Origin of the sequence: Sphingomonas changnyeongensis (assembly GCF_009913435.1) — a bacterium.
Classification (GTDB): Bacteria; Pseudomonadota; Alphaproteobacteria; order Sphingomonadales; family Sphingomonadaceae; genus Sphingomonas_B; species Sphingomonas_B changnyeongensis.
Genome location: NZ_CP047895.1, coordinates 2,132,126 through 2,153,051 on the forward strand (window position 1 = coordinate 2,132,126; position 20,926 = coordinate 2,153,051).

The following is a 20,926-nucleotide window of genomic DNA, read 5'->3' on the forward strand; positions in this document are numbered from 1 at the left end:
GGATCGTTGGAGGAGCGCACCCGCGCCGGCCTCGCCTCCGCCCGTGCGCGGGGACGGCATGGCGGAAGTCCGTTCAACATGACGCCCGCTAAGCCTCGCCTAGCCCAGGCCGCGATGGGCAAGCCCGAAACCACGGTCGCGGAGCTGTGCGCCGAACTCGGCATCACGCGGCAGACGCTCTACCGTCATGTCACGCCGAAAGACGAGATCGGGCCTGATGGCGAGAAGCTGCCGCAACGGACAGCGCGATCGGCATAAGAGGGGGAGAAAGCTATGTTGCGTTCGGTGCTAGTCGTCCTGTTTTTCCTGCTCATACCCGCTGCCTGTACGGGACAGTCTTCAGCCCAGACCATGGAACAGGTTCTTCGACAAAAGACCGCCAGGCTGAAGGCGCGCGATCCGGCGAAAGAGGCCAGGAGTGCTGCCAACAGAGGCGACTTCCGTCTTGCCGGGAGCAACTATATCGGTTTCATGCCCTCGGGCTGGAGCCTGCCGGGCGTATCGTGTGCGCTATGGACGCGGCCCGCGATCGGGAAATGGTATGTCGCCGACGACGTCATCAGCGGCAAGGAGGAAGTGACCCACGGCGAGGCTGCGACCCGCTTCGTGACCCGTTACAACCAGGCTCTCGTCGACGATCCGCTGTTCCTCTATCCGGAACTCTGCGCGCGAGAGGGCAAGCGGCCGAAGGCACGCTACACAGGAACTGTGCGAACCTATGCCGAGGCCGCGCGTAGCGCCGATCCGGCCATGCTGGCCGGCGTGGCGGCAGGTGCCGACATCAACGCCCGAGATCTTCTCGGGCACACCGCCCTGCACTGGGCACTATACCGTAACGACGGCGAGATGGCGCGCCTGCTAATCGAGCGGGGTGCCGATCCTGCGGTTCGACCGCCTTCGAGCGGGGGCGACTTCGATGGTCCGGCGCCGCTTGCTCGAGCACTGCGAATGAAGAATGGCGCGCTCGTCGCCGCGATGCTAGATCGCGGAGCCAGGTTCGACGGTGCAACCGGTCTGTGCGCCGACCGGCGCGAACCCGGCCAGATGTTCGCACTCGAATGCGACTGGATCGGTCTTGTTGTCAGCACCGGCCGCGCCGATCTGATCGACCGTGTCGTGCGCGACCGGAAGGCGACTACCGCTGATGATGAGCAGACCGTCGTTCAACACGAAATCGCTTCCGCATTCAATCGCGCGCTCGACGCGCGGCAGGACGATGCCGTCACCAGGCTCCTGCCTCTACTCGAAGGCGGTGATCCGTCCTTTTGGGTTCACCGGCTGACGAAGGCGGGCCGCTTCGATCTGGCCCGGCGCTACATCGCTTTGCACGAACAGGAACTCGGCCGATCAAAGGCGGAGTCGGTGCTGTGGGCCACTGCAGCCAGCGCTGAACAGGAAAATGCCCTGATCTTTCTCGCCAACTATGGGGGTGAACTCAATCTGCTCCCGGCAAGCCGGCTGAGTGCGTGTCGGACGTCAGCCTCGCAGGGCGATATCGTCGCTCTTGCATCGTGCGTACGCGAAGCTGCCGATCGTCGGCTCCGTATGGAAGACACGATAAAGGCCGGCAACACCGCTGGTCTGCTGGTGCTCGCCCGCGAGGCTGCCGACCTGCACGAATATCGTCGAGCCACGATCGTCGATGCGGTCGCGCAGTACGGCACCGCCGATATGATGACCGCACTGGCGCCGTTGGTGGCCCCTGTTCGCGTCGACCGGTTTGGTGAGCAGCGCCAAGCCTCCTATCCGGACGGTCGCTTCCCGCAGATCGCGTCATGGGACGGTCTGGCCGCCCTCAAGCAGCGCCTCGACACCTTTACCATGATCGCCCATAGGGCTGTCGAAAGGAGCGATCCGGCGCTCGTCGCATCGCTCGCCACCCTCAGACCGGTCGGTGTGGCGCGGGCCTTGACCGGCTACATGGACCTTATCGAAGCGCGCATCCCCATGCATCCCATGGAAGATCCCACGACGGAGGCACTTCCCAGCGCGCCCGATGCGCAGAAGATGGCGATGATCCGCTCGCTGGTTCAGCTCGTCACGGTCAGCGAAGGCCCGCAATCGATGGAGGAGGCGCTGGGTGCGGCGGTACGCCCGGGTTGGAATGACGTCATTCGCCTGATGCTCGCGGCAGGGTTTCGCGGCGACAAGGCGAAGCGCCCCGACCTGCTGTGGCAATCATGGGCCGACCTATCGCGCGCATGCAAACCGTCGACGGGAGCGCTTCTTACCGGCGCCGGTGTGCGCATCGATTACCCGCTCGATGCGCGTCTCAACGGCGAACCGCCGCTCTGGATCGTCGCAGCGGCTTGCAAGAACCCGGCGAGTGCCGCGGTGCTGGTGCAGGCGGGCGCGGACCCGAACACGCTTGCGGGACTGGAAGGCGATGGCGACACCATGGTCGACGTTGCGTTGCAACGACAAAAGCCGTTGATGGCCGAAGCCCTACGCAAGCTTGGCGGCCTGACCTCAGCACAGCTGCCGCCCGGCAAATCGCGCAAGCGGCAGGAGGCGCGCGGTAACGTCGATTGGGATCTCGTGCCGGACGAGGAAGTGCAATGAGGACGTGGACCGTATTGCCTCTCCTGATGGCGATCGCAGGCTGCGCTACACCCTCTTCTCCACCGATTTGTGCCGCTCTGCGCGGCGTCGGGGCCGTACCGATCACTGGCGCGGCGGGCGTGACCCGCATCCGCTACACCTATGCCGATGAAGCAATGCGGTTGCCGCACCTACAATGCCGGGCCGATCAGGGCGATCGGACGGCGATGGTCGAACTCGCCCGCGCCCTCGAAACGGGTAGCGGCGTGGCGCGCGACGATAGCCGTGCCGCCGCACTATATGAAAAGGCGGCGCAGGACCGCCCCGCATTCACCAGCATCTATTCTCCGCCCGTCCGGCCCGGCGGTGCAGGGCAGGTCATGATGATCCCCAATGCGGACGGCGGACCGGGGAACGCCGAGGCGAAGTATCGGCTCGGTCACATGCTGGTCGAAGGCCGGGGCATCGCACGCGACGCCGACCGTGGACGGCAACTGATCACCGAAGCGGAACGCAAACATGGGCGCGCTGATGACCCCGGCGGAATCTGACACCCGCCGCCGTTCGCTGGGCCTGCCCGTCGACGAGACCACGAGCCTATGCGGGTTGCAGGACCGCACGGTCAAGCGCTGGCAATCCGGATACAGTTCGATCCCGACCGACGCCGCAGCCGCGCTCGACCAGCTCGAAGCCGCGATGTCCAAAGCTGTCGAGCAGGCTGTGGCTCTGGCAGCCGATCACGTCGCCCGCGGCCCGGTCGTGCTGTGGCGCCATCGCACTCAGGCCGATCAGGACCGCCGCCCCCACGCCGCGACGTTCCCGTCAGGGACGCACGCCATGATGATCGCCCGGGCAGCTGATGCGCTGGCGGCCGAAGGCATGGACGTTTCGAACCAATGGGCGCACGATAACGATTGCGATTCGTCCGAGACCGACCATCAGAGCCTGTGATGCAGCAGCCCCGCAAAATCTCCGAGCGCGAGACTCTGAGCCTGTCCGATCGAGACCGGGCAGCCCTCTTTCAGGCTCTCACCAATCCGCCCGCTCCGAACGAGCGTCTGCCGCGCGCTCTTGCGGAGCACAGCCGTCGTATCGGCGCGTGACCGGTGACTACCCGTCCGGAAAACGGATGTTTTCTGGACCGGCACAGAGGCCACGACAACATCTGTCAGTTCTCGAGGTCGATGTCAGCCGTTTGCCAGAGGCGATGTCACTGCCAAAGCGGCAATGTGCCGTGCGGCTTTCGCCGCGCCGTCTTCCCCGGCAATGATCGTCGTCGCCCGGTGTGCCGCATCCGCCATCACTGGGTCAGTCAATATGTGTGATACGATGCTCGTGCACTGATCGGCCTTGAACCTGTCGCGATGGATTGTGGCGCTCACGCCACTCGCTTCCAATCGCGCGGCATTGTCGAATTGATCGCCGAAGTGGGGAACGACGATCTGCGGGCGTCCCGCACGCAATGCCTGTCCAGTCGTCCCGATGCCGCCATGATGAACGATGGCAGATGCACGAGGGAAGACAGCCGAGTGTGGCGCATAATTCATGATGAGGCAGTCGCTATCGCGACGCGGTGGTCTCGGTTGCCCGGTCAGCAGCACCGCTCGTCTGCCGACGGCACGGCTGAGCGCAGCCGCCTCATCATAGAACCGGCCGGCCGAAGCGACCGCGAACGATCCCAGAGTGAAGACGAGCGGCGGAGGACCGTCGTCGAGAAAGGCTCGAAGTTCGACGGCCAGTTCGTCGTCGGCGCCGCTCTCGCTGTCGAAGAAGGGAAAGCCCGTCAGGATCGCGTGATGCGGTGCATCGGGTGGAAGCTTGCCTAACGCCTGCGACCAGCAGCATATGACAGCCGCTGTGGCCGAGCCATGATCGAGCATGGGAGCACCCTGGCTGGACGGAAGGCCGTGTGCGGCACGAACATGATCGATCTGCCGGGCGTGACGCCGACGCAGGGTGGCGCGCGCGAGGGCGAAGAATGTCCGGTTCCAGCCCCGCCCGATGGCGGTGCGCGGCCGATGCCGCATGATCTCAAACCGTGGTGCCGTGGGAGGCTGCCACGCCGAGAACAACGTCATGGGTTGAAGCACGACTGACGCCAAAGGCAGGCCGCGCTTTTCCGCGACGATCTCCGAGGCAAGGGCGAAGATCGAACCGGCGATCACGTCAGCATCCGCCGATAATTCGTCCAGCGCTGCCGTGCTCGATCGAAGCGACGGGATGAGGATCTGGTCGACGACGAAGTTCGTGTCTCCGAGAACCTTGGCCGCCGCCTCTTCCGGACTCATGCCCAGGCGTGCGCAGATGTCGGCATAGCCTGGCAGGATCGGCGCGGCATCGAGGCCGGCGGCACGGACTTTGGCGACGCCGTCTTCGGGAACCGCCAGAACGACGCGGTGCCCCTGCACGGTCAAGGCTCGACCGATCGCTATGAACGGGTGCAGGTCTCCCAGGGAGCCGATCGTTACCAGAAGGACGCGAGCCATCAGGGTACTTCCTCCAGCGCAGGCGTAAATGGCATCGTATCCCGCAAAACCGCAAGTTCACGGTAGAGGGTGGATCGCCCAAGCCCGAGTTGCTTCGCAGCCTGCGCGGGACGAACACCAGCTTCAACCAGCTTGAGCGCCGAGGCGAGCTTGTCGGTGTCGAGCATCGGCCGCCCCGGTACCTTGCCGCGTGCACGGGCAGCGGCAATGCCGTCGCGGGTACGCTCGATGATGAGCCGCCGTTCGAAATGTGCGATGGCGCCGAAGACGTGGAACACCAGCTCGCCAGCCGCCGACGACGTATCCAGACGCTCCTCCAACGATCGGAACGCCAGCCCGCGCGCCTTGAACATGTCGATAGTCTCCAGCAGCTCCTTGAGCGAACGGCCGAGCCGGTCGAGGCGCACGACGCAGATCGTGTCGCCGGCACGGCAGAAGTCTAGGCGGCGTGGACAAATTCGGGGCGGGCTGGATGCCTATCTGAGTTGATCGCCCGTGACGAATTGCACGACAAAGAACAGCACTGCGCATCCGCACCAGAAGATCGCCCATGCGGTGAAGACCCGGCGGAACGCCGTCGGGTATTCTGGTTTCTGGATGAACCAGACGAAAATATAGGGGTACCAGAGGGTCTGGAACCCCATCAGCATCAGTTTCAGTGTCGATGCCTGTGGTGCGGCTTCGTCTATTGGCACGGCAGTCATAGGTGAACTTATTTCCCAAAAGCACGGCCTTCGCAATCGAACTGATGAAGGAAACGCACGGCGAGATTGACGCGAAGCGATGAGGTTGATTCAAGGCTGCCTTTTGGAGGCAGGTTTGAGCCGGGGCGATCTCACCGAAGCGGAGTGGCGTGTTCTGAATGGCTTGTTGCCGATCGAGCCTGAGAACCGTGGCCGAGGCCGTCCGCCCGAGCAAAACCGCTCGATCATCAATGGCATACTTTGGCGGCTCCGTCGCGGCGCTCCGTGGCACGATGTCCCGCCCAAATACGGCAGTTGGAACACCATCTATCGCCGGTTCCGACGTTGGAGCGAAGCCGGAGTCTGGGAGACCGTCGCCGTAACATTGGCCGAAATCATGGCGGACAGCGGCCACTACAGCATCGACAGCACCACCGTTCGCGCCCACGTCTCGGCAGCGGGCGGAAAAGGGGGACTCATCGACGAGCTCTTGGCCGCTCGCGGAGCGGGTTCACCAGTAAACTTCACTGCCTGGCTGATGCCCTCGGACGACCGCTCGCGTTCCATCTGACAGTCGGCGAGGCGGCAGATTGCAAGGCCTATGACGCCTTGATCGGCCTACCCGAGCGCGCACCCGACGCCTTGCTCGCCGACAAGGGCTACGACGCCGACGCAATCCGTGCCGACCTTGCCAAACGGGAAATCGAGGCCGTCATCCCTGGCCGGTCAAACCGCCGCGTGAAAATCGGGCATGATCGGACGCTCTACAAGCAGCGCAACCGCATCGAGCGCATGTTCGGACAACTCAAGATCAACCGCGCCATCGCCACCCGCTACGACCAGCTTGCCAATAGCTTCCTCGGAATGGTCCATCTCGCCACCGCCAGATACTGGCTCAAATTTGTCCACGCCGCCTAGGCTGCCGTGAGCGAGCGACGGCGGCACCGGATACGGGTCTGCGCTGAGCCAAGCCGACAGAGCCCCCTTCCCCCGCACCCCCATCCCCCCGGGTTGACCCGGTGGGTCCACAGGTACCTACCATGCGGGCGGCTACGCCAGCGCTGTGGGTGCGCGCTGCGCCGCCCGCATGGGGCCCTCCTATGGACTACCGGGACAACCCAGACTTAAGGAGGAGTGTGACATTTCCGCCTTGCACAAATAGGGACTTCCCAGAATTGCGCGAACATTTCACGATGAGCGGAACGAGCCACAGCGCCCCTGCCGGAACCGAGAGCGAGACCCCGCATGCCAACCGGCAGGCTGCACCCGCTGCGCTGGCGCGGCTTGCGGGCATTATGGCCCGGCTGCGCGATCCGGACCATGGCTGCGAATGGGATGTCGCGCAGAGCTTTGCGTCGATTGCGCCTTACACGATTGAGGAAGCCTATGAGGTGGCCGACGCGATCGCGCGCCAGGATCTGCCCGCATTGCGCGACGAGCTTGGCGATCTGGCGCTTCAGGTGGTGTTCCATGCGCGGATCGCCGAGGAAATGGGCGCGTTCGATCTGGCCGATGTGCTGTCGGGCATCGGCGACAAGATGGAGCGCCGCCACCCGCATGTGTTCGGCGACGGGACGACACCCGGCTGGGAAGCGGTCAAGGCCGCCGAACGTGCGGCCACCGGCACCGATGCCAGCGCGCTCGCCGGCGTGACGCAGGCGCTGCCCGCGCTGCTGCGTGCCGAAAAGCTGCAGAAACGCGCGGCGCGCACCGGCTTTGACTGGCCGGACCCAGCCGGCGCGCGCGCCAAGATCCTGGAGGAACTGGCCGAGGTTGACGCCGCCGCGCCCGAGGATCGGGCCGATGAGATTGGCGATCTGCTGTTTGCCGTCGTCAACTTCGCGCGCCATCTGAACATTGATCCGGAAGAGGCTTTGCGCGCGGCCAATCGCAAGTTTGAAACACGCTTCAGAGCGATGGAGGCGATGGCGACGGACTTTGCCGCCCTCGATCTCGCTGCCAAGGAAGAGCTGTGGCAGCGGGCGAAGCGCGAGGCCGGGCCAGCCTGATCCGCCACCTGGGCAGTTCGCTACACCGCGCTGCTGAACTGGCGCTGGCCGGGTTCCCGGTGCCGGTCGAAACAGGCGGCAATGCCGCGTGCATAGGCCAGTGCCGATGGCGCGATGCGGACTTCGCCGTTGCCCAGCGTCACCAGCCCGGCATCGGCAAAGGGCGTCAGCCGATCGAGCGCATCGACAAAGCGTCCCGCTGGCACCTTGGCATGGCCCCGGCACAGCAGATGTTCGATGATCCGACCGCGCAGCTGGTCCTCCCCGTCCCGCGCCACACCGCGTTCGGTCGCCAGCAGCTCGGCGGTCACGTTCATCCGGTAACGGCCCGCGCTTTTGTCATTCTGGACGATCAGATGCGGAAACTGGCTGATCGCACTCGCCCCCAGGCCCAGAAGATATTGTGAGGTATCATCTGTAAAGCCTTGGAAGTTGCGGAATATCCGATCTTCCTTCACTGCCCGTCCCACCGGGTCCGTCGGCTTTGCGAAATGATCAAAGCCAACCGGCACATAGCCATGCCGGGCCAGCAGATGATAGGCAAATGCCGCCTGGCGGAACCGGGCATAGCCGTCGGGAAGCTGGCTGGCGTCGATGCGTCGCTGGCGCGGCAGCATGTGCGGCACATGGGCATAGCCGAACACCGCCAGCCGGTCGGCCCCGAGCGCCACCGACTGGTGGATGCTGTCTTCCAGCGCCGCAATGTCCTGCCCCGGCAGGCCATACATCAGATCATGATTGATCGACGCGACACCCGCCCGGCGCAGGCCGGCGGTGACCTCTGCGATCAGCTCGGTCGGCTGCACGCGCCCGATCCGCGCCTGCACCTCGGCCGCAAAGGTCTGGACGCCAAGGCTGGCGCGCTGAAAGCCGCAGGTCGCGAGCATGGCTTCCCACTCGCTGCTCCAGCTGCGCGGATCGAGTTCGACCGACAGGATCGGGGCCGGCGCATCGAACCGGTCGCGCAGCTGCGCGACCAGCCCGGCCATCGCCTCGGCGGAAATGGCATTGGGGCTGCCGCCGCCAAAGGCGATGCGCCCCACCCGCACCCTCGCCGCCACCCGGCGGGCGAGCAGGTCGATCTCCGCACTCAGCGCGTCGAGATAGGCGGTCAGCCGCGCGCTGCGATTGGCGGCACCCGTGTTGCAGCCGCAATACCAGCAGATTTCGTGGCAATAGGGGATGTGGAGATAGAGCGACACCTCCGCCCCCGGCGCGATCGCGGCCAGTGCCGCGTCATGCGCGCTGCGCTCAACCCCCTCGGTGAACTCGGCGGCGGTCGGATAGCTGGTGTAGCGCGGCACCGGCCGGGCGAGCAGATCGGAATGATAAGGCCACATGGCCAAAGCTTCGCGCCCGCCGGCCCGGCCAGCTATAGGGTGTTATACGGATCTCTTGCGGCTGGGCAGAGGCGCGTGACAGGCGGAGATGCAGGGCCGGTCATCGCTTGGGCCGCCGCCCCCCTCCTTGTCGAGCGGAATGCGGACCTGGCCGCCATTGCAGGTCGGAACCATGATGTGCCGCCTGGTCTCGCGCGCAGCCGCCGGCCAGGCGAGCATCAACACGGCCGCGAACGGCAGGATCGCCCGCCCGGTCACAGCCCAGGTTCCCTGCCGGTGGCTGACGTCATGGCGGCAGGGACGCTCACGCCGTCCTCGTCAATCAGGATGCGCAGCGCCGCGCCGTCCATATCGTCATATTGGCCGGCCCCGAGCGACCAGAGAAAGGCTGCCAGCCCGCCAAGGCCGAGCAGCAGCGCAACCGGGATCAGAAAGGCAAGCCCGCTCATCGTGCACAGCTCCTCAGGCGCAGCGCGTTTGCCACCACGATCAGCGACGAACTCGACATGGCGATCGCCGCCACCAGCGGCGTGACATGGCCAAGAATGGCAAGCGGCACCGCCAGCGCATTGTAACCGATGGCGAGCACGAAGTTCTGCCCGACGATCCGCCGGGTCGCGCGCGCGGCGCGCACCGCGATCAGCGTGGGGGCAAGGCTGTCGCCCATGAACACCGCGTCGGCAGCCGTCTGGCCGACATCGCTGGCCGAGGCGGGCGCCAGCGAGACATGGCCGGCGGCCAGCGCCGGCCCGTCATTCAGCCCGTCGCCGATCATCAGCACATGATGGCCTGCCAATTTCAGCCGGTCGATGGCCGCCAATTTGTCTTCCGGACGCATCCGGACCTGAGCGGTCAGCCCAAGCGCGGCGGCGACCGGACGCACCGCCTCCCCCCGGTCGCCGGACAGGATGCCGACATCCATGCCCAGCGCCTTCATGCCGGCAACGGTCGCCGCCGCGTCGTCGCGCAGCCGATCCGCAAAGCACAGCCGCTTCGGCGCATCCTCGCCCAGCCGGAAGCCGGTTTCGAGCCCGTCATGCGCCGCGACGCCCAGCCCCACCCATTCGGTGCGGCCAAGCCGTGCGATCAGCCCGCCCACCCCGCCCCCGACGACCCGCCCTTCAACGCCCAGCCCCGGCGTTTCGCGCACATCGTCGAGCGTGGCGGCGATCACGCCCGCGCGCTGCAGCTCGATCGCCAGCGCACGGGCGACCGGATGGGTGCTCGCCCGCGCCAGCGCCAGCGCAACCGGGCGTTCCTCGCCTTTGAGCGGCAGCGCCCCGACGGGCGTGGGGCGCCCCAGCGTCAGCGTGCCGGTCTTGTCCAGCCGCACGCAGTCCGCCTCGGCCAGCCGTTCGAGCGCGGAGCCATCCTTGATCAGCACCCCGCGCTTCATCAGCGCGCCCGCCGCCACGATCTGCGCGGCGGGCACGGCAAGGCCGAGTGCGCACGGACAGGTGATGATCAGCACCGCCACCGCGACCAGCAGCGCGTCATGCCAGCCCGCCCCGACGATCATCCAGCCGGCAAAGCTGAGCAGCGCGAGCAGATGCACGGCGGGGGCGTAAAGGCGCGCCGCCCGGTCCGCGATCCGCACATAGCGCGACCGTCCCTGGCCCGCCGCGTCCATCAGCCGGGCGATGCCGGCGATGGTCGTCGCTTCGCCCGCGGCGGTCACCCGGATGGCGAGCGGCGCATCGATGTTGAGCGTGCCCGCCACCACCCGCGAAGCCGGGGCGACCGGTTCCGGCCGGCTTTCGCCGGTGATCAGCGACATGTCGAGCCGGCTGTCACCGCGCAGGACGATGCCGTCCGCGGCCAGCCTTTCGCCCGCCGCGACGATCAGCGTCATGTCGGGCGTGATTTCATCGGCGCGCCGCCATGCCGTCTGCCCGTCGGCAAGCTCGACCGCGCCGCCCGGCGCGGTTTCGCGCAGCAGCGCGGCAACGCCCGCGCGCGCCCGGTCGCGCATCACGCTGTCGAGCACGCGCCCGACCAGCAGGAAGAACAGCAGCGACACCGCGCCGTCGAAATAGGCGTGCGGCCCGCCGGTCACGGTTTCAAACAGGCTGAGCGCGGTCGCCAGGATGACGCCGATCGAAATCGGCACGTCCATGTTGGTCCGCCCGCGCCGCACCGCCGCCCAGGCGGAGGCGAAGAACGGCCGGCCCGCATAGGCGACGGTCGGCATCGCGATCAGCGCCGACAGCCAGTGGAACAGGTCGCGCGTCGCCCCGCTCGCCCCCGACCAGACCGAGACCGACAGCAGCATGATGTTCATCGCCGCAAAGCCCGCGACCGCCATCGCGCGAATGAGCGCGCGGCTTTCGCCCGCATCCTCGGTCGCTGCCGCGGCCGCGGCGGCGGCGATGGGCTGGGCCTCGAACCCGATCCCGGCCAGGGCGGCGCGGAGCTGGTCGGGCGTCAGGTCCGGCGCATGGTCGATGGCCACGCGCCGCGTCGTCATGTTGACGCGCGCGGCGCGGACCCCGGCCATCGGTGCCAGCCCGCGTTCGATCTTTGCGATGCAGCCGGCGCAGCGCACGCCGGGCAGCGCAAACTCGCTATGTGCGATCGCGACTGTCACAGCCGCACATCCGCTGCAAAGCGCGCCGGGGCGGCAGCGCCGTCCGCTTTATCCAGGCCCGCTTTCCCCCGGCCCGGTTTCGCCCAGATCGTCGCGCGCAGCTGCCACCGCCCGGCGGGCAGCCGCTCCGCCGCGCGGTAGCGGCCCGGTGACTGCTCGACAAAGCTGAGCGCACGTTCAGGCGCGCGGCCGAGCGGGTGGCTGGCCACGGCCTCGACCCTGCTGCCGGGGCGGCTGGTGATCACCACATGGCCGGCATCGGCGGCAAAGCCCGCCTGCCAGCCGGCATCGTCCTGCGCCCGCGCCTCGGCCAGCCAGCCGTTGAAGCGCTGCGAGGCGACATAGCTGTTGTCGACCACCTTGCCGCCAAAGCTCATCGTCGCCAGCACCGCCATGGTCAGATTGACCCCGATCACCACCGCGAAAAAGCCGGTGATCGCACCCGCCATGTGGCGGCCGGTAAAGCCGCGCGGCGCGTCTCCGCCGCCTGCCATCGCCCGCTTGCTCACTCGCCCTCCTCCGGCTTTTCAAAGCGCAGTTCGTCGGTATCGCCCGCCGGTTCACCATCGAGGGCAACCAGCCTCAATGCGTAGTTGTCCGGAGCGGTGCGCGGCGCGCGGATGTAAATCCGGCGCTTCTCGACCTGATCGGCGGGAACGGTGATGGTCAGGCCGCGCGCGGCGCTGCGTTCATTGGTGAGCGAATCCCACAACGCGCCGCCGGGCAGCCCGACCAGCTCGATCCGGACCGGGCGGGGCCGCGCCTCCATGTTGCGCACCTTGACCGTCACCGCGTTGCGGATGTCGCCATCGGCCAGCCGCACCCACAGCGGGTTGCGGTCGGGCGTGACCGACAGGTCGAGCCGGGTGCGCGCGCCGAGCGACAGCACCATCGCCATGCCGACCGCCGCCCACAGCCCGAAATAGAGCAAGGTCCGCGACCGCAGCAGCGTCCGCCGGATCGGCACCGGCGGCGCGCCGGCGGCTTCCGCGCGGCAATCCTCGAACGTCGCATAATCGATCAGCCCGCGCGGACGGTCGATCTTCGCCATCACCGCGTCACAGGCATCGATGCACAGTGCGCAGGTGATGCAGGCCAGTTGCGGCCCCTCGCGGATGTCGATCCCGGTCGGGCAGACCTGGACGCAGGCCGAACAGTCGATGCAGTCCCCGGTCGGCGCACCCGCCGCCTCGGCGCGCTTGGCCCCATGGCTGCGCGGCTCGCCGCGCCAGTCCTTGTAGGTGACGATCAGCGAGCGTTCGTCGAGCATCGCCGCCTGGATGCGCGGCCAGGGGCACATATAGATGCAGACCTGTTCGCGCATCCAGCCGGCAAAGACATAGGTGGTGGCGGTGAGCACGCCGACGGTTGCATAGGCGACCATCGCCGCCTGACCGGTCAGGAAGTCGCGCGCCAGCGTCGGCGCATCGGCGAAATAGAAAATCCACGCCCCGCCGGTCGCCATCGCGATCAGCAGCCACAGGCCATGCTTGGCCAGCCGCTTCATGACCTTGGCCGGGCCGATCGGCGCGGCGCGCAGCCGGAGCTGGGCATTGCGGTCGCCGTCGATCCAGCGTTCGACATGCAGGAACAGGTCGGTCCACACGGTCTGCGGGCAGGCGTAGCCGCACCAGGCGCGCCCGACCGCAGAGGTAATCAGGAACAGCCCGATCCCCGCCATCACCAGCAGTCCGGCGACATAATAGAATTCGTGCGGCCAGATCTCGACCGCGAAGAAATAGAAGCGGCGATGCGCGAGATCGACCAGCACCGCCTGATCGGGAGCGTAAGGCCCCCGATCCCAGCGCAGCCAGGGCGTGACGTAATAGACCGCCAGCGTCGCCGCCATGATCGCCCATTTGAGCCGCCGGTAAAATCCGTCCACGGCGCGCGGAAAAATGTCCGCGCGCCGGACATAAAGGCTTTCGGGCGGCGGCGGCGGGGCCGGGCGCTGGCCCTTCCCCTTTGGCGCGGCGACGCTGGCCCCGGCGGGTGTCATCGTTATTCCCCGCCGCCCAGGCTGTGGACATAGGCGGCGAGCATGTTGAGCGTCGCCGCATCAAGCTTGCGGTTCCAGCCCGGCATCACGCCGTAACGCGCATTGGTGACCGTCTGGGTCAGCGCCGCACGGTCGCCGCCATATAGCCAGATCGCATCGGTCAGGTTGGGCGCGCCCAGCGCGCGGTCGCCCTTGCCCTCGGCCCCGTGGCAGGCAGCGCAACTGTCGGCATAAAGCTGCGCCCCGCGCTGTGCGGACCGGCTCGGCGCTTCCGCGCCCGCAATCACCCGGACGTGCGACACGACATCGGCGATCTGGCCTGCATTCAGGATGCCGTCGCGGCCAAAGGCCGGCATTTGCGACATGCGCGTCGCCTCGTCGCCCGGATGGCGGATGCCATGTTCAAGCGTGGTGTGGATGGCGCGCAGATCGCCGCCCCACAGCCAGTCATTGTCGTTGAGGTTCGGATAGCCGGGCGATCCCGCCGCCCCCGCGCCATGGCACTGGACGCAGTTGACCTTGAACGCAGCGCGTCCGCCCTCGACCGCCGCGCCCATCAGCCGGGGATCGGCGGCGATCTGCTCGATCGGCAGGCTGGCGAGTGCCTGTTCGGTGCCGGCGCGCGCCGCCTTGGCCGCTGCCTGTTCCTGGGCAAACTGGCCCCGGCTGCTCCAGTTGAGCATGCCCGCCGTGGCAGTGCTCAGCAGCGGCACCGCCGGATAGGCGACCATATAGCCGAGCGCGAAGATGATCGTCGCATAGAAGGTCCACAGCCACCAGCGCGGCAGCGGGGTGTTCAGTTCCTCGATCCCGTCCCATTCATGATGGGTGGTTTCGACCGAAGGCAGGTTCGTGTCAGCCATGACGCGGTTCCTCGTCGCTCAGCGGAATGAGGCTGGCGTTCAGATGATGGGGCCGGGCACCGGGCCGGAAGGCGCGGATGACGGCGGTCACAAAGACGATGACCAGGAAAAGCAGGCCAAAGCTGTCGGCCAGCTCGCGCAGCAGATGGTAGCTCATCTGGCCTGCTCCATCGCCGCCGCCTTGCGCGTATCGACCAGCGTGCCGAGCATCTGCAGATAGGCGACCAGCGCGTCCATCTCGGTCACGCGGGCGGGATCGCCGTCATAATCGCGCACCTGGGCGGTCGGATAACGCTTCAGGAAATCGGCGCTGTCGGCGGCGGGATCGGCCTGGGCGAACAGATCGGCCCGGGCATTGGCGACCTGGTCGTCGCGGTACGGCACGCCCACCCGGCGCAGCGCGGTCAGGCTGGCCGTCATGTCGGGCACCTTGAGCTCGCGCGTCGCCAGAAAGGCATAGCCGGGCATGATCGACTCCGGCACCACCGCCTGCGGGTTCTTCAGATGCTGGACATGCCATTCATCCGAATAGCGTCCGCCGACCCGCGCCAGATCCGGCCCGGTGCGCTTTGATCCCCATTGGAACGGGTGATCATACATGCTCTCGGCCGCCAGGCTGTAATGGCCATAGCGTTCGACCTCGTCGCGGAACGGACGGATCATCTGGCTGTGGCAGTTGAAACAGCCTTCGCGGACATAGATGTCGCGCCCCGCCTGTTCGAGCGGCGTGTAGGGCCGGACCCCGTCGACCTTTTCGATCGTCGAGTCGATCCAGAACAGCGGCGCGATCTCGACGATCCCGCCAATGGCCACGGTGATGAGCGACAGGACCATCAGCAGCGTGACGTTGCGTTCGATCCTGCCATGGTCGAGGATTTTGGTCGCCATGTCGGGGTTCCTTATTCAGCGGCGATCGCATGGGCCGGCGCCATGGCGGCGCGGGCGGGCAGAGGATGGTCGGCAGCCGGGTCATAGGGCGCGTCGGCGAGCGGCGCTTCGTCGCGCAGCCGGCCACGGATCGTCTGGGCGATGTTCCAGACCATGAACGCCGCGCCGAGCAGGTAGAGCGCGCCGCCCGCCGCCCGGATCAGGTAATAGGGCTTCATCGCGGCGACGACTTCGGCGAAGGAATAGACGAGATAGCCGTCCGCCCCATATTCGCGCCACATCAGCCCCTGCATGATGCCCGCCACCCACATGGCCGAGGCGTAGAGGACGATGCCCGCCGTCGCGCACCAGAAGTGCCAGTTGATCATGCGCAGCGAATAGAGCCGGGTGCGCTGCCACAGCCGCGGGGTCATGAAATAGACCGCCGCAAAGCTGATCATGCCGACCCAGCCGAGCGCGCCCGAATGGACATGGCCGATCGTCCAGTCGGTGTAATGCGACAGCGAGTTCACTGCCTTCACCGACATCAGCGGGCCTTCGAAGGTGCTCATCCCGTAAAAGGCGAGCGCCAGCACCATCATGCGAATGATCGGATCGGTGCGGATCTTGTCCCACGCGCCCGACAGGGTCATCAGGCCGTTGATCATCCCGCCCCAGCTGGGCATCCACAGCATGATCGAAAACACCATGCCCAGCGTCTGCGCCCAATCGGGCAGCGCGGTGTAATGCAGATGGTGCGGACCCGCCCAGATATAGAGGAAGATCAGCGACCAGAAATGGACGATCGACAGCCGGTAGCTGTAGACCGGGCGCTCGGCCTGTTTCGGCACGAAATAATACATCATGCCCAGAAAACCGGCGGTCAGGAAGAAACCGACCGCATTATGGCCGTACCACCACTGGGTCAGCGCATCCTGCACCCCGGCAAAGGCCGAATAGGATTTGGCCCCCACCAGGCTGACCGGCAGCGACAGGTTGTTGACAAGGTGAAGCATCGCCACGGTGATGATGAAGGCGATGTAGAACCAGTTGGCGACATAGATATGCGGCTCGTGCCGGCGCACGATCGTGCCGAGATAGACGGCCAGATACGCAACCCAGACCAGGGTCAGCCAGATGTCGACATACCATTCGGGCTCTGCATATTCGCGGCCCTCGGTGATGCCGAGCAGATAGCCGGTCGCCGCCAGCACGATGAACAGCTGATAGCCCCAGAACACGAACCGGGCGAGCGCGGGAAAGGCGAGCCGCGCCCGGCACGTCCGCTGCACCACCCAGAAGCTGGTGGCGATCAGCGCATTGCCGCCAAAGGCGAAGATCACCGCCGAGGTGTGGAGCGGCCGCAGCCGCCCGAAGGTCGTGTATTCAAGCCCGAGATTGAGCGCGGGAAAGGCGAGCTGAAGGGCGATGTAAAGCCCGGCGATGAAGCCGGCCATGCCCCAGAACAGCGTCGCGATCACGCCCAGCCGGATCAGGTCGTCGTCATAGCCGGCGGGCGCGGTGCGCGGCTGCCCGAGCGCCGGATCGCCCGCGCCGCGCGCGGTGACGAAGGCGGTGACGAGCGCGGCCAGCCCGGCAATCGTCATATGTGTCGTAAAGCCGGCATCGGCGGCGGCGATGGCGGCGGCGAGCGCGATCAGCGCCAGGCCGAGCCAGCCGAATGTCTTGAGCGTGAGAGTGACCATTCCCTTTTCCCTGCGCGAGCCGAATCCGGCGCCATGAAAGGGGGTGTTCCGGCCGCAACCGGCCTTTGTGCCCCACCGAGCAAATCCCCTTTGCTGCACTGCGGCTGAATACGGTTATCTACGGATGAGGCCGGGACGCATGGCGCACGGCGCGCGCACAGCCCTGCTTCTGCCGGTGCATAGGCACAGGCATCCTGTTCAGATCATGGGGAAAAACCGGGCGTTGCCGGTCAGAACAGGCCCTGGACCAGCCCGTCCGGATCGAGGTGAATGGCCTCCGCCGCCGGCTGGCGCGGCAGGCCCGGCATTGTCATGATGTCGCCGCAGACCGCAACGACGAACCCCGCCCCGGCCGCCAGCCGCACTTCGCGCACCGGCAGCACATGTCCCTCCGGCGCGCCGAGCAGCGCGGGATCGGCCGAGAAGCTGTATTGGGTCTTGGCGATGCAGACCGGCAGATGGCCGTGCCCGGCGGCGTCCCACGCGGCAAGCTGGCGGCGGATCGCCGGGCCGGCCTCCACCCGCTCCGCGCGGTAGATGCGCCTGGCCACGGTCTCGATCTTGTCGAACAGCGGCAGATCATCGGGGTAAAGCGGCGCGAAGCGGGCAGAGCCGCCCTCGGCCAGTGCGGCAACCGCTTCGGCCAGATCGACCGCCCCCGCCCCGCCCTCGGCCCATTGGCGGCAGACATGCAGATCCACCCAGGCGGCCGTGGCGGCGGCGCGCACCGCCGCGATCTCGGCCTCGCTGTCGCCGCCGAAATGGTTGAGCGCCACGACGACCGGCACCCCGAACAGCCGCAGATTTTCGATATGGCGGACAAGATTGGCCGCGCCGCGCGTCACCGCCGCCACATCCTCGCGCGCCAGATCCGCGCGGGCGACGCCGCCGTTCATCTTCAGGGCCCGGACCGTCGCCACCAGCACGGCGGCATCGGGCACAAGGCCGGCCTGCCGGCATTTGATGTCGAAGAATTTCTCCGCGCCCAGATCGGCCCCGAACCCGGCCTCGGTCACGACATAATCGGCGAGCCTGAGCGCGGTGCGCGTGGCGATCACCGAGTTGCAGCCATGGGCGATGTTGGCGAACGGGCCGCCATGGACCAGCGCGGGATTGCCGGCGAGCGTCTGGACCAGATTGGGCCGCAGCGCATCCTTCAGCAGCACCGCCATCGCGCCATCGGCCTTCAGGTCGCGCGCGGTGACGGGCCGGCGGTCGCGGGTCTGGCCGATCACGATCCGGCCCAGCCGGTCCTGCAGATCGGCGGGATCACCGGCAAGGCACAGGATCGCCATCACCTCCGACGCCACGGTGATGTCGAAGCCGGATTCGCGCGGAAAGCCGCTGCCCGGCCCGCCCAGCCCCTGCACGGTCTGGCGCAGGGCGCGGTCGTTCATGTCGAGCACCCGCCGCCAGCTGATCCGGCGCACATCGATGTCGAGCGCATTGCCCCAATGGACATGATTGTCGATCATCGCGGCGAGCAGATTGTGCGCCGCGGTCACGGCGTGGAAATCGCCGGTGAAATGCAGGTTGATGTCGTCCATCGGGCCGATCTGGGCATGGCCGCCGCCGGTCGCCCCGCCCTTTTGCCCGAAGCACGGGCCGAGCGAGGGTTCGCGCAGGCACAGCATCGTCCGCCGCCCGGTCAGGTTGAGCGCATCGGCCAGCCCGACCGACATGGTCGTCTTGCCCTCACCAGCCGGGGTCGGGTTGATCGCGGTGACGAGGATCAGCCGCCCGTCCCGCCCCGCCGCCACCGCCTCGGGCGCGATCTTCGCCTTCAGACGTCCATAAGGCTCGACCGCCGCCTCGGGGATGCCCGCGCGTGCAGCGATCGCGGCAATCGGCTGGAGCGTGGTGGCGCGGGCGATTTCGAGGTCGATGGTCATTTCGGGGGCGTAGGCGATTTTGCCCTTCCCGCCAATCGGCCCGCCGATCGGCCCTGCAATCAGGCGCGCGGCGGGTCGATCCGGGTCAGGAACCGGTTCCAGTCAGCATCCGACAGGCGCACGTTGAACGCGACCCGATCGTCGCGGATCTCGCTGCCCAGCACCTCGCCATGCTCGTGCAGCCAGGCCGCGCCCGCGCCGTCGGCCAGCGCCAGATCGACATGGCGGACCCGGTTGCTCGCCGTCAGCCGATCCGACAGCAGCCGCTTCAGCGCATCCACGCCCTCACCCGACAGGGCGGAGACGAGCACCACATCGTCGCGCCGTGCCGCCTCGGCGCGGACGGCGTCGGCGGCATCGCCCAGCCGGTCGGCCTTGTTCCACACCTCGATGCGCGGCGCCTCCGCGCCGATTTCGGCCAGCACCTTTTCGACATCGGATGCCTGCGCCTCGCTGTCGGGATGGGCGATGTCGCGGACATGGACGATCAGATCGGCTGAAATCACCTCTTCCAGCGTGGCGCGGAACGCCGCGACCAGCTGCGTCGGCAGGTCGGACACGAACCCCACCGTGTCGGACAGGATCGCCTTGTCCAGCCCCGGCAGGCTGATCTGCCGCATCGTCGGATCAAGCGTTGCAAACAGCAGATCCTCGGCCATCACCCGCGCCCCGGTCAGCCGGTTGAACAGCGTCGATTTGCCGGCATTGGTATAACCGACGAGCGCGATCACCGGCCAGGGCGCGCGCCGCCGCCGGTCGCGGTGCAGCGTGCGGGTGCGCGTGACCGTTTCCAGTTCGCGGCGCAGCCGCGCCATGCGGTCGCGGATCATCCGCCGGTCGGCCTCGATCTGGGTTTCGCCGGGGCCGCCCAGAAAGCCGAAGCCGCCGCGCTGGCGCTCCAGATGGGTCCAGCTGCGCACCAGCCGCCCGGCCTGATAGTCGAGATGCGCCAGCTCGACCTGCAACCGCCCTCGGCGGTAGCGGCGCGTTCGCCGAAGATTTCAAGGATCAGGCCGGTGCGGTCGATCACCTTGGCCTTGACCGCCTGTTCAAGGTTGCGCTGCTGGACCGGGGTGATCGCCCCGTCGACGATCAGCAGCTGCGCGTCGTGCGCGGCGATCGCGGCGGCAATCTCCTCCACCTGGCCGCTGCCGAACAGGGTCGCCGGCTTGGGAGCGCGGATGCGCAGCGCGATGCGTTCGCGCACATCGATGCCGATGGCGAGCGCAAGGCCGGCGGCTTCGTCCAGCCGCGCCTCGGTGTCGCGCGGATCGCCCTGGCGCAGGTCGGGATGGGCAATGACCGCCCGCGCACCACGCGCAAACTCGTCCGGATCACGTTCAAAACCACTCATCGGCACCAGATAGGCGCGATGACGGCCCGGCTCAACCGCAGCCGGCGGCGCAGGGGCGGATCAGTCGCCCTGTTCCTGCTCTTCGGCAAGGTTGAGCGGGTGGGCCGGCTGCACGGTCGAGATCGCGTGCTTGTAAACCAGCTGGGTCTGGTCGTCGCGGCGCAGCAACAGGCAGAACAGGTCGAACGCCGCGACCTCGCCCTGCAGCATCACGCCGTTGACGAGGAACATCGTCACCGGATCGCCGCTGCGGCGCACGGCGTTCAGGAACACCTCCTGAAGCAGCGCCGGGCGCTTGCTGCTTTCGGCAAAGGCCCGTTCGATCGGGGCGAGATCGACCGGCTGGGCGGGCATGACGGTCGAGATCGCATGCTTGTAGACAAGCTGCGAGTTGCCGTCGCGGCGCAGCAGCACCGAGAAATTGTCGAACCAGGTGATGATGCCCTGCAGCTTCACACCCTTGACCAGGAACATGGTCACCGGCGTCTTCGACTTGCGCAGCGAGTTCAGGAACATGTCCTGGAGATTGTTGACCTTGTCGGCCATGTCAGATCCTCCGCTCTTTCCGGCGGCTTTAAGGCCCGCCCAAATACAGGCTG

At 67.1% G+C, this 20,926-nt stretch carries 20 protein-coding genes and 2 pseudogenes; 7 read left to right on the top strand and 15 right to left on the bottom strand.

All coding sequences use genetic code 11. The features are described 5' to 3' along the window. The first annotated feature begins 114 nt into the window (after positions 1 to 114). The 5 genes from GVO57_RS15735 to GVO57_RS10555 are packed head-to-tail and all read left to right on the top strand — an operon-like array spanning position 115 to position 3,644. Positions 115 to 258 (top strand): hypothetical protein, encoded by a 144-nt coding sequence (locus GVO57_RS15735; protein ID WP_456115022.1) that lies wholly within the window; start codon positions 115 to 117, stop codon positions 256 to 258. Positions 259 to 273: 15 nt separating this feature from the next. After that, positions 274 to 2,562, top strand: coding sequence for an ankyrin repeat domain-containing protein (locus GVO57_RS10540; protein WP_160593104.1), 2,289 nt, complete (start codon positions 274 to 276; stop codon positions 2,560 to 2,562). 26 nt (positions 2,563 to 2,588) lie between these two features. Continuing rightward, on the top strand, positions 2,589 to 3,092 hold the full coding sequence (locus GVO57_RS10545; protein WP_160593105.1) for a tetratricopeptide repeat protein: 504 nt from the start codon (positions 2,589 to 2,591) through the stop codon (positions 3,090 to 3,092). Beyond that, positions 3,061 to 3,492 (top strand): hypothetical protein, encoded by a 432-nt coding sequence (locus GVO57_RS10550; RefSeq protein ID WP_160593106.1) that lies wholly within the window; start codon positions 3,061 to 3,063, stop codon positions 3,490 to 3,492. Before GVO57_RS10545 ends, GVO57_RS10550 begins: the two co-directional genes overlap by 32 nt. Beyond that, positions 3,492 to 3,644 carry a type II toxin -antitoxin system TacA 1-like antitoxin gene (locus GVO57_RS10555; protein WP_160593107.1) on the top strand — a complete coding sequence of 51 codons (153 nt, stop codon included), beginning with the start codon at positions 3,492 to 3,494 and terminating at the stop codon, positions 3,642 to 3,644. The genes GVO57_RS10550 and GVO57_RS10555 overlap by 1 nt, the downstream gene beginning before the upstream one ends. Positions 3,645 to 3,728: 84 nt before the next feature. Here the strand turns inward: GVO57_RS10555 and GVO57_RS10560 are convergent, their stop codons facing one another. The 3 genes from GVO57_RS10560 to GVO57_RS10570 form a co-directional block, all read right to left on the bottom strand. Beyond that, the gene (locus tag GVO57_RS10560; protein ID WP_160593108.1) at positions 3,729 to 5,027 is read right to left on the bottom strand and encodes a glycosyltransferase; all 1,299 of its coding nucleotides are present in this window, start codon (positions 5,025 to 5,027) and stop codon (positions 3,729 to 3,731) included. Beyond that, the gene (locus GVO57_RS10565) at positions 5,027 to 5,434 is read right to left on the bottom strand and encodes a recombinase family protein (RefSeq protein ID WP_456115023.1); all 408 of its coding nucleotides are present in this window, start codon (positions 5,432 to 5,434) and stop codon (positions 5,027 to 5,029) included. Before GVO57_RS10565 ends, GVO57_RS10560 begins: the two co-directional genes overlap by 1 nt. Before the next feature lie 69 nt (positions 5,435 to 5,503). Next, positions 5,504 to 5,731, bottom strand: a complete 228-nt coding sequence (locus tag GVO57_RS10570; RefSeq protein WP_160593109.1) for a hypothetical protein — start codon at positions 5,729 to 5,731, stop codon at positions 5,504 to 5,506. 79 nt (positions 5,732 to 5,810) lie between these two features. Here GVO57_RS10570 and GVO57_RS10575 point away from each other — a divergent pair. Both GVO57_RS10575 and mazG read left to right on the top strand, forming a co-directional pair. After that, a pseudogene (locus GVO57_RS10575) lies at positions 5,811 to 6,628 on the top strand (IS5 family transposase). Between the two features lie 377 nt (positions 6,629 to 7,005). Then, a complete protein-coding gene (gene mazG / locus GVO57_RS10580; RefSeq protein WP_233281569.1) occupies positions 7,006 to 7,719 on the top strand; it encodes a nucleoside triphosphate pyrophosphohydrolase in 714 nt (237 codons plus the stop codon). A gap of 20 nt (positions 7,720 to 7,739) precedes the next feature. Here mazG and hemN read toward each other — a convergent pair whose 3' ends face one another. The 12 genes and pseudogenes from hemN to hfq form a co-directional block, all read right to left on the bottom strand. Beyond that, positions 7,740 to 9,059: an oxygen-independent coproporphyrinogen III oxidase gene (gene hemN / locus GVO57_RS10585; RefSeq protein ID WP_160593110.1), complete on the bottom strand. Its 1,320-nt coding sequence runs from the start codon at positions 9,057 to 9,059 to the stop codon at positions 7,740 to 7,742. Positions 9,060 to 9,313: 254 nt separating this feature from the next. Beyond that, the gene (ccoS, locus tag GVO57_RS10590) at positions 9,314 to 9,508 is read right to left on the bottom strand and encodes a cbb3-type cytochrome oxidase assembly protein CcoS (protein ID WP_160593111.1); all 195 of its coding nucleotides are present in this window, start codon (positions 9,506 to 9,508) and stop codon (positions 9,314 to 9,316) included. After that, the gene (locus tag GVO57_RS10595; RefSeq protein WP_233281340.1) at positions 9,505 to 11,646 is read right to left on the bottom strand and encodes a heavy metal translocating P-type ATPase; all 2,142 of its coding nucleotides are present in this window, start codon (positions 11,644 to 11,646) and stop codon (positions 9,505 to 9,507) included. Before GVO57_RS10595 ends, ccoS begins: the two co-directional genes overlap by 4 nt. Then, positions 11,643 to 12,155 carry a FixH family protein gene (locus GVO57_RS10600; RefSeq protein WP_327785516.1) on the bottom strand — a complete coding sequence of 171 codons (513 nt, stop codon included), beginning with the start codon at positions 12,153 to 12,155 and terminating at the stop codon, positions 11,643 to 11,645. The genes GVO57_RS10595 and GVO57_RS10600 overlap by 4 nt, the downstream gene beginning before the upstream one ends. Continuing rightward, positions 12,152 to 13,645 (bottom strand): cytochrome c oxidase accessory protein CcoG, encoded by a 1,494-nt coding sequence (ccoG, locus tag GVO57_RS10605; protein WP_160593112.1) that lies wholly within the window; start codon positions 13,643 to 13,645, stop codon positions 12,152 to 12,154. The genes GVO57_RS10600 and ccoG overlap by 4 nt, the downstream gene beginning before the upstream one ends. A 2-nt stretch (positions 13,646 to 13,647) precedes the next feature. Then, complete coding sequence (ccoP, locus tag GVO57_RS10610; protein ID WP_160593113.1) at positions 13,648 to 14,508, bottom strand: cytochrome-c oxidase, cbb3-type subunit III; 861 nt, start codon at positions 14,506 to 14,508, stop codon at positions 13,648 to 13,650. Continuing rightward, positions 14,501 to 14,665 carry a cbb3-type cytochrome c oxidase subunit 3 gene (locus GVO57_RS10615; RefSeq protein WP_160593114.1) on the bottom strand — a complete coding sequence of 55 codons (165 nt, stop codon included), beginning with the start codon at positions 14,663 to 14,665 and terminating at the stop codon, positions 14,501 to 14,503. The genes ccoP and GVO57_RS10615 overlap by 8 nt, the downstream gene beginning before the upstream one ends. Next, complete coding sequence (ccoO, locus tag GVO57_RS10620) at positions 14,662 to 15,396, bottom strand: cytochrome-c oxidase, cbb3-type subunit II (protein ID WP_160593115.1); 735 nt, start codon at positions 15,394 to 15,396, stop codon at positions 14,662 to 14,664. Before ccoO ends, GVO57_RS10615 begins: the two co-directional genes overlap by 4 nt. Positions 15,397 to 15,407: 11 nt before the next feature. Then, the gene (ccoN, locus tag GVO57_RS10625; RefSeq protein ID WP_160593116.1) at positions 15,408 to 17,081 is read right to left on the bottom strand and encodes a cytochrome-c oxidase, cbb3-type subunit I; all 1,674 of its coding nucleotides are present in this window, start codon (positions 17,079 to 17,081) and stop codon (positions 15,408 to 15,410) included. A gap of 230 nt (positions 17,082 to 17,311) precedes the next feature. Next, entirely contained in the window at positions 17,312 to 18,973 is a 1,662-nt protein-coding gene (locus GVO57_RS10630; RefSeq protein WP_160593117.1) for a formate--tetrahydrofolate ligase, read from the bottom strand. A 59-nt stretch (positions 18,974 to 19,032) separates the two neighbouring features. Beyond that, positions 19,033 to 20,327: pseudogene (hflX, locus tag GVO57_RS10635) on the bottom strand (GTPase HflX). 60 nt (positions 20,328 to 20,387) lie between these two features. Continuing rightward, the gene (hfq, locus tag GVO57_RS10640) at positions 20,388 to 20,873 is read right to left on the bottom strand and encodes an RNA chaperone Hfq (protein WP_160593118.1); all 486 of its coding nucleotides are present in this window, start codon (positions 20,871 to 20,873) and stop codon (positions 20,388 to 20,390) included. Between the last annotated feature and the right edge of the window lie 53 nt (positions 20,874 to 20,926).

Coding starts and splice junctions, on each gene's coding strand:
- GVO57_RS15735 (WP_456115022.1), top strand. CDS start 115: ATGGGCAAGCCCGAAACCACGGTCGCGGAGCTGTGCGCCGAACTCGGC.
- GVO57_RS10540 (WP_160593104.1), top strand. CDS start 274: ATGTTGCGTTCGGTGCTAGTCGTCCTGTTTTTCCTGCTCATACCCGCT.
- GVO57_RS10545 (WP_160593105.1), top strand. CDS start 2,589: ATGGCGATCGCAGGCTGCGCTACACCCTCTTCTCCACCGATTTGTGCC.
- GVO57_RS10550 (WP_160593106.1), top strand. CDS start 3,061: ATGGGCGCGCTGATGACCCCGGCGGAATCTGACACCCGCCGCCGTTCG.
- GVO57_RS10555 (WP_160593107.1), top strand. CDS start 3,492: ATGCAGCAGCCCCGCAAAATCTCCGAGCGCGAGACTCTGAGCCTGTCC.
- GVO57_RS10560 (WP_160593108.1), bottom strand. CDS start 5,027: ATGGCTCGCGTCCTTCTGGTAACGATCGGCTCCCTGGGAGACCTGCAC.
- GVO57_RS10570 (WP_160593109.1), bottom strand. CDS start 5,731: ATGACTGCCGTGCCAATAGACGAAGCCGCACCACAGGCATCGACACTG.
- mazG (WP_233281569.1), top strand. CDS start 7,006: ATGGCCCGGCTGCGCGATCCGGACCATGGCTGCGAATGGGATGTCGCG.
- hemN (WP_160593110.1), bottom strand. CDS start 9,059: ATGTGGCCTTATCATTCCGATCTGCTCGCCCGGCCGGTGCCGCGCTAC.
- ccoS (WP_160593111.1), bottom strand. CDS start 9,508: ATGAGCGGGCTTGCCTTTCTGATCCCGGTTGCGCTGCTGCTCGGCCTT.
- ccoG (WP_160593112.1), bottom strand. CDS start 13,645: ATGACACCCGCCGGGGCCAGCGTCGCCGCGCCAAAGGGGAAGGGCCAG.
- ccoP (WP_160593113.1), bottom strand. CDS start 14,508: ATGGCTGACACGAACCTGCCTTCGGTCGAAACCACCCATCATGAATGG.
- GVO57_RS10615 (WP_160593114.1), bottom strand. CDS start 14,665: ATGAGCTACCATCTGCTGCGCGAGCTGGCCGACAGCTTTGGCCTGCTT.
- ccoO (WP_160593115.1), bottom strand. CDS start 15,396: ATGGCGACCAAAATCCTCGACCATGGCAGGATCGAACGCAACGTCACG.
- ccoN (WP_160593116.1), bottom strand. CDS start 17,081: ATGGTCACTCTCACGCTCAAGACATTCGGCTGGCTCGGCCTGGCGCTG.
- GVO57_RS10630 (WP_160593117.1), bottom strand. CDS start 18,973: ATGACCATCGACCTCGAAATCGCCCGCGCCACCACGCTCCAGCCGATT.
- hfq (WP_160593118.1), bottom strand. CDS start 20,873: ATGGCCGACAAGGTCAACAATCTCCAGGACATGTTCCTGAACTCGCTG.